Genomic DNA, 6,573 nt, shown 5'->3' with positions numbered 1-6,573 from the left:
CGCGCCGGCCATCACCGGCAGCATCAGCCTCAACCACGTGGGCAGTGGCACGACCACGCTCACCCGCGCCAGCACCTACAGCGGGGCCACCCACATCACCGGCGGCACGCTGCGCGCGGGCGTGGCCAACGCCTTCAGCGCCGCTTCGGCGCACACGGTCGGTGCTTCGGGTGCGCTCGACGCCGGCGATTTCGACCAGACCCTCAGCACACTGAACAACGCCGGCACGGTCTCGCTGCCCGGCGGCACGCTCACCATGACGGGCGCCTACGTGGGCCAGGGCGGCACCTTGCGCGTGGGCACGGCCCCGGGCGCGGGCGGCCTGGCCAGTGGCCGGCTGGTGCTCAATGGCGCGGGGGCCAGCGCCACCGGCACCACGCTGCTGGGCATCGCCCACTTCGGCGGCCTGGGCGCGCCTACCACGGGCGATGGCATCGAGGTCATCACCGCCACCGGCGGCGCCACCACCACCGCGCAGACCACCAAGGACGCGTTCCGCCTGGCCAACGGCGTCGTGGGCGGTGGCGCCTACCAGTACCGCCTGTACGCGGCCGACGCCAACGGCGTCGGCGAGAACTGGTACCTGCGCTCCGACGGCCTTCGCGGCGAAGTGGCGCTGTACGCGGTGGTGCCCGAGCAGTTCCGCGCGCTCGACATCGCCATGCTCGGCAACCGCCAGCAGCGCATGGGCGAATCGCGCGCAGGCACCGACAACAGCGGGCGCGAGCGCCAGGCCTGGGGCCGCGTGTTCAGCGTGGACCGCGACATCGCGCAGCAGGGCACGGTCAGCCCCACGAGCAACGGCCGCCTGAACGGCTTCCAGACCGGCACCGACCTGTGGAACGAAGGGGATTGGCGCGCGGGCCTCTACCTGGGCCAGCTCGAGGGCGACCTGGATGTGCGTGGTCAGGCCAGCGGCGCCGCGAACTACCTGTCCGGCCGCAACGACCTGCGCAGCCAGTACCTGGGCGGCTACGCCACCTGGCAGCGCGACAGCCTGAGCCTGGACGCCGTGCTGCAGCTCGGCCACCACCGCTACAGCGCCACGCCGGCGCAGGGCGAATCGAGCGCCGGCAAGGGCGACAGCCTGATGGCGTCGTTGGAAGCCGGCCAGGGTTTCGCACTCTCGCCGCGCTGGCTGATCGAGCCCTCGGTGCAACTGGCCTACCAGCGCCTGAGCCTGGACGAGACCGGCCTGAGCGGTGCCTCCGTGCAGCAGGACACCGATGGCAGCTGGATCGCTCGCATGGGGGTGCGCGTGAAAGGGCTTTTCAACGCAGGCCCCGGCGCGCTGCGCCCCTACGCCAGCCTGAACCTCTACAAGCGCAGCAACAGCACGGACATCACGCGCTTCGTCGGCGGCGCCGGTGGCACCGACATCAGCAGTCGCACCGGCGGCAGCAGCAGTGAGCTGAGCGCGGGCCTGGACTGGCGACTCAGCCCCACCGTCAGCCTGTACGGCGAGGTGAGCCGGCTGTGGGACCTGGGCGGCGACGCGCGCACCGGCAGCGGCCTGAGCGGTGGCGTGGGCGTGCGGGTGCTGTGGTGATCCGGGTCGGGGGCGGAGCGGCGCACGGCGCCTAGTCGCGCGCCCGGCCAGGCCCCGCGGCCTGCACTTCTTCCACGATCACCTTCTTCCACGCCGCGATGCGCGACTCCGTGACCATGGTGGCGTGCGCGGCGATGCTGATGGCCAGGTGCGGCGTGCCCTCGCTCGCGGGCAGGGCGCGGCCCATGCCGAAACCGTCGTCCACCACCGTGCCCTGGCTGATGGCGAAGCCGCTGCGGCGCACCAGGGCCACGGCGGCGCGCAGGCTGTCGGCGTTCAGGCGCGGGTAGCGGTCCAGCCCCGGCGCCACGGCGCGGATCATGTCGTCGGCGCGCGCGGGCTCGAGCGCGGCCAGCAGGGCGGTGGCGCCCGCGCCCACGCCGAGCAGGCGGCGTTGGCCCACGTCCACCGGAACGAAACGCACCACCGCGTTGCCGTCCACCTTGAGCAGGCACACGGCCTCGGTGCCGCTGCGCCGCATCAGGTAGGCGGTGACGCCCGTGCGCGCCGCCACCGCCTCCACCGCGTGGCGCCAGCGCCTCACGTCCTGCGAGCCCGCGGCGGGCGTGAGACCGAACTCGTGGATCAACGGGCCCATGCGGTAGCGGCGGCCATCGGCGCGCTCGACCAGGCGCTCGTCGAGCAGGCAGCCCAGGATGCGGTGCACCGTGGAGCGCGGCAGCGCCAGGCGCTGCGCGATGCCGGCGAGCGAATCGCCTTCGGCGCCGGCCTGGGCGATGGCGCGCAGGATGCTGGCCGCGCGGTGCACGGCCTGCGTGCCGTCGGAACTGGGGGGTGGCGGCGCGGCGGTGCGGGGCATGGTCTTGGTGGTCCGAGTTTTCGATCCAAGCATTCTGTCCACATCGTGGAACGTTGGGAATGTGTTTTCCCCTAAAGCGAAGGCCGCCAGGTTCCAGAGAGAGAAGGCCGTTCCTAGAATCGCGCCCCACTGGCCGCTTCCAGGCATGCAGGTCAGATGTTCCATCAATTGAAACAGGAGACAGACCCATGCCCCGCACGCCGATCCACCGCCCTTCTTCGCCGCGCCGCCGCTGGCTCGCGCGCGCCGCCGCCACCGCGCTGGCGCTGGCCGCCGCTGCCGGCGGCGCCTGGGCGCAGGCCGATTTCCCGAACCGGCCGGTGAAGCTGGTCGTGCCCTTTGCGGCCGGCGGCTCCGACACCATGGCGCGCGCCTTCGCCGAGAAGCTGGGCGCCGTGCTCCGGCAGCCGGTGGTGGTGGAGAACAAGCCCGGTGGCGCGGCCATCATCGGCTCGCAGCATGTGGCGCAGTCGCCGGCCGACGGCTACACCATGCTGTGGCTGGGCGGCGGCAGCCTCACGCCCGTGCTCATCAAGGACCTGAAGTTCGACATCCTCAAGTCGCTGCGGTCGGTGGTGAGCATCGCGCGCGGTGGCATGACGCTGATGGTTCCCGGCGCGATGCCGGTGAACAACTTCAGCGAGTTCCTGGCCTACGCCAAAGCGAACCCGGGCAAGCTGAACTACTCGCACACGGCCGGCAGCATCCTGCTGGCCACCGAGATGCTGAAGTCCAAGGCCGGCTTCGAGGCGGTGGCCATTCCGTACAAGGGCTCCACGCAGGTGGCCACGGCGCTGATGACGAACGAAATCCAGATGGGGATCGACGTGCCGGTGTTCTACCTGGGCATGATCAAAGAGGGGCGCATCAAGGCGATCGCGCACGGGGCGCAGGAGCGCTCCCCCTCGCTGCCCGACGTGCCCACGCTGGCCGAGGTGGGCGTGCGCGATCTGCAGTTCGCCTTCTCCTATGGCATCTGGGTGCCGGCTGGCACGCCCGACGCGGTGGTGGAGAAACTCAACGCGGCCTTCAACGAGGTCCTGAAAGACCCATCCATCCGCGAGCGCCTGGCGCAGGCCGGCGTGGTGCCCGTGGGCGGAGGCACCGAGGTGCACGCGCAGAACACGAAGGCCGAGCAGGACATGTGGGCGGCGGCGGCCAAGCAGATCGGGTACCACCCGCAATGAGCGTGCCGGGTTTGTTCTCTCTGGTGGGCAAGACGGTCGTCGTCACCGGCGGCGGCAAGGGCATCGGGCGTGGCATCTCGGACGCGATGGCGCGGTGCGGCGCGAACGTGGTGGTGTCGGGGCGCGGCGCCCTGGCGCTGGACGAGACGGTGCGCGGCGTGCAGGCCCTGGGCGCGCAAGCCCTCGCGGTGGTGGGCGACATCACGCGCAGCGACGACCGCGACCGCCTGATCGCCGCCACGCTCGAGCGCTTCGGCGCCATCGACGGCTGGGTCAACAACGCCGGCAGCGCCAGCCCCGCCGACGTCGGGCCGCTCGACACCATCGGCGAGGCGCAGTGGGACCGCGTGGTTGACCTCAACCTCAAGGCCGCGTTCTTCGCCGCGCAGGCCGCCGCGCGCGCCATGGTGCGCGGGGGATCGATCGTCAACATCAGCTCGCGCAGCGCCTCGTATCCCAACCCGGGCACGGGGCACTACGGCGCGGCCAAGGCGGCGCTGGAGAACCTCACGCGCACCATGGCCGCCGAATGGGGCTACCGCGGCATCCGCGTGAACGCGGTGGCGCCCGGCGTGGTGATGACGGATGAGCTGGCGAAGACCTTCGACACGCCCGAACGCATCCGCCGCCAGGTGCAGACCGTGCCGCTGCAGCGCCTGGGCCGCCCCGAGGACGTGGGGCCGCTGTGTGCCTACCTGGTGAGCGACGCGTCCGCGTGGACCAGTGGAACGGTGATCGGCGTCAACGGCGGCAGCTTCGTGCCCATGGGCTACCTGAGTTACCTGCACCAGGTCAACCGCGACGCCGCACCCGCCTGAAAGAACGACAGGGACTCACATGGATTTCTCGTGGACCGAGGAGCAGACGGCCTTGCGCGAACGCGTGCGCGACCTGCTCGCGCGCGAACTGCCGCCCGATTGGGCGCGCCTGAGCCGCCACGGCCCGGGCAGCCCGGAGCAGACGGCCTTCTCGCTGAATTTCTGCCCGAAGCTGGCCGAGGCCGGCCTGCTGGTGCCGCACTGGCCGGTGGAGCACGGTGGCCGCGGCGCGCCGCCCTGGCACCACTTCATCATCGGTGAAGAGCTCTGGGCCGCTGGCGAACCGCGCGGCGCGCAGTACATGAACGTCAACTTCATCGGCCAGACCATCATGCGTTTCGGTTCGGTGCCGCAGCAGCGGCGCTACCTGCCGCCGATGGCCGCGGGTCAGGCGATCTGGTGCCAGGGCTTCTCCGAGCCGTCGGCGGGATCGGACCTTGCGGCCTTGCGCACGCGCGCCGAGCGGCGGGGCCAGGACTATGTGATCAACGGCTCCAAGATCTGGACCTCGTACGCCGGCCTGGCGCAGACCTGCTTCCTGCTCGCGCGCACCGGTGGCGCGGGTCGCCAGGGCATCTGCATCTTCCTCGTGCCCATGGACACGCCAGGCATCACCGTGCGCGGCATTCCTTCGCTGATCGGCGAGGGCGACATCCACGAGGTCTTCTTCGACGACGTGGTGGTACCGGCCGATGCGCTGCTCGGCGAGGAGGGTCAGGCCTGGCCCATCATCGGCTGGGCGCTGTCGCACGAGCGCGTGGGCATCGCGCGCTACGCCTTCTCGCGCCGCGTGCTCGACGGCATGGTGCGCCAACTGCAGTCGCAAGGCCGCTTCGACGATCCGCTGATCCGGGCGCGCGCGGGCCAGGCGCTGGCCGCCATCGAGGCCGCGCGCCTGCTGGTCTACCGCGTGATTCACCAGCGCGCGCGCGGCCTGCCGCCCACGGCCGACGCCAACGTGGCCCGCACGGCCGTGATCGCGGCCGACCACCAGGTGTCCGATTTCGGCATGCAGTTCCTGCCCGACAGCTACTGCGGCGACGCCTTCCCGCTGCACCTCTCGCACCACGAACGCGCCATCGCCGCCGGCATCGCGGCGGGCGCGGCCGAGGTCCAGCTCAACCTGGTGGCGCAGGACTTCCTGAAGCTGCCGCGCGAGGCCCGCGCATGAACTTTGAACTCAACGACGACCAGCGCGCCCTGCTCGACGCGGTGGAGCAGGTGGTGCAGCACCACCTCGCGCGAACGCCCGCGCCGGCGCGCGTGGAGTGCCTGCCCGAACTGGACCGCGACCTGGAGCAGGGCGGCTACTTCGAGGCCATGACCACCGAAGGCCTGGGCCCGGTGGCCGCCGCCGCGATGGTGATCGCCCTGGCGCGCCTGCCGTTCTGCACCGAGCTCGGCGCGTCGGCGCTGCTGGCGCCGCGGCTGGGCCTGCCGCGCGTGTGCGCGGTGCTGGGCGAGGACCGGCACGCGCCGGCGCGCTTTCTCGCGCAGGCGGCCTGCGCGGTGGCCATCGAGGCCGATGGGGTGTTCGCCGCGGCGCTGGCGCCGGGCGAGGCGCGCGAGGTCGAGAGCCTGTGGGCCTACCCCATGGGCGAACTGGTGGCGCCCGAGGCCCTGTCCTGGCGGCGGCTCGATACCGACCCCAAGGCCTGCCTGGACCTCAGGCGCGTGGCCCTCGCCGCCGAGATCGCCGGCTGCCTGTCGGCCGCGCTGGCCAGCGTGGTGCAGCACGTGAGCGACCGGCGCCAGTTCGGCCGCCCGCTGGGCAGCCTGCAGGCCGTGCAGCACCGGCTGGCGCACAGCGCCGTGGCCGTGGAGGGGGTGCGCTGGCTGGCGCTGGCGGCGGCGGCGGGCAGTGTGCCGGCCGCGCTGGCATTGGGCCAGGCGCAGCAGGCCGTGCGCCCGGTGGCCTACGACCTGCACCAGTTCATGGGCGCCATGGGCCTCACGCTGGAACACCCGTTGCACCGCTGGACCTACCGCGCGCGGCGCCTGCAATCGGAACTCGGCGCGGCGGATCGCCAGTTCCAGCTCGCGGCCGGTCAGGCCTGGCCCGCATGACATGAGTTCAGGAAAGACCCGCACATGAAACGCCTGCCCCTCACCGGCATCCGGGTCCTGGACCTCAGCCGCATCCTCGCCGCGCCGCTGGCCGCGCAGTCCCTGGGCGACCTCGGCGCCGAGGTCATCAAG

General features: G+C 72.1%; 7 protein-coding genes. 6 read left to right on the top strand and 1 reads right to left on the bottom strand.

The genetic code is table 11. The features are described from left to right. Nucleotides 1–1,549: autotransporter family protein (locus BGO22_RS08395; protein WP_286850101.1), on the top strand; the 1,549-nt coding region annotated here is incomplete at its 5' end. Nucleotides 1,550–1,580: 31 nt separating this feature from the next. On the opposite strand, the gene BGO22_RS08390 is transcribed toward BGO22_RS08395, so the two are convergent. Beyond that, nucleotides 1,581–2,369: an IclR family transcriptional regulator gene (locus BGO22_RS08390; protein WP_070399296.1), complete on the bottom strand. Its 789-nt coding sequence runs from the start codon at nt 2,367–2,369 to the stop codon at nt 1,581–1,583. A gap of 188 nt (nt 2,370–2,557) precedes the next feature. On the opposite strand from BGO22_RS08390, the gene BGO22_RS08385 reads away from it, so the two are divergent. The 5 genes from BGO22_RS08385 to BGO22_RS22415 form a co-directional block, all read left to right on the top strand. Further along, nucleotides 2,558–3,556 (top strand): Bug family tripartite tricarboxylate transporter substrate binding protein, encoded by a 999-nt coding sequence (locus BGO22_RS08385; protein ID WP_286850097.1) that lies wholly within the window; start codon nt 2,558–2,560, stop codon nt 3,554–3,556. Then, the gene (locus BGO22_RS08380) at nt 3,553–4,374 is read left to right on the top strand and encodes an SDR family NAD(P)-dependent oxidoreductase (protein WP_286850094.1); all 822 of its coding nucleotides are present in this window, start codon (nt 3,553–3,555) and stop codon (nt 4,372–4,374) included. The genes BGO22_RS08385 and BGO22_RS08380 overlap by 4 nt, the downstream gene beginning before the upstream one ends. 19 nt (nt 4,375–4,393) lie before the next feature. Further along, nucleotides 4,394–5,545, top strand: coding sequence for an acyl-CoA dehydrogenase family protein (locus tag BGO22_RS08375; protein WP_070399299.1), 1,152 nt, complete (start codon nt 4,394–4,396; stop codon nt 5,543–5,545). Next, nucleotides 5,542–6,441, top strand: a complete 900-nt coding sequence (locus BGO22_RS08370) for an acyl-CoA dehydrogenase family protein (protein WP_286850092.1) — start codon at nt 5,542–5,544, stop codon at nt 6,439–6,441. Before BGO22_RS08375 ends, BGO22_RS08370 begins: the two co-directional genes overlap by 4 nt. A gap of 24 nt (nt 6,442–6,465) precedes the next feature. Continuing rightward, the coding region (locus tag BGO22_RS22415) for a CoA transferase (RefSeq protein WP_353744348.1) at nt 6,466–6,573 on the top strand (108 nt) is incomplete at its 3' end.

The sequence above is a fragment of the Hydrogenophaga sp. 70-12 genome (assembly GCF_001897365.1).
GTDB classification, from domain to species: Bacteria; Pseudomonadota; Gammaproteobacteria; order Burkholderiales; family Burkholderiaceae_C; genus Hydrogenophaga; species Hydrogenophaga borbori.
This window is presented reverse-complemented; position numbering and strand designations above follow the sequence as displayed.

Excerpts from the sequence above, each read along its gene's own strand:
- BGO22_RS08390 (WP_070399296.1), bottom strand. The coding sequence starts at position 2,369 with ATGCCCCGCACCGCCGCGCCGCCACCCCCCAGTTCCGACGGCACGCAG.
- BGO22_RS08385 (WP_286850097.1), top strand. The coding sequence starts at position 2,558 with ATGCCCCGCACGCCGATCCACCGCCCTTCTTCGCCGCGCCGCCGCTGG.
- BGO22_RS08380 (WP_286850094.1), top strand. The coding sequence starts at position 3,553 with ATGAGCGTGCCGGGTTTGTTCTCTCTGGTGGGCAAGACGGTCGTCGTC.
- BGO22_RS08375 (WP_070399299.1), top strand. The coding sequence starts at position 4,394 with ATGGATTTCTCGTGGACCGAGGAGCAGACGGCCTTGCGCGAACGCGTG.
- BGO22_RS08370 (WP_286850092.1), top strand. The coding sequence starts at position 5,542 with ATGAACTTTGAACTCAACGACGACCAGCGCGCCCTGCTCGACGCGGTG.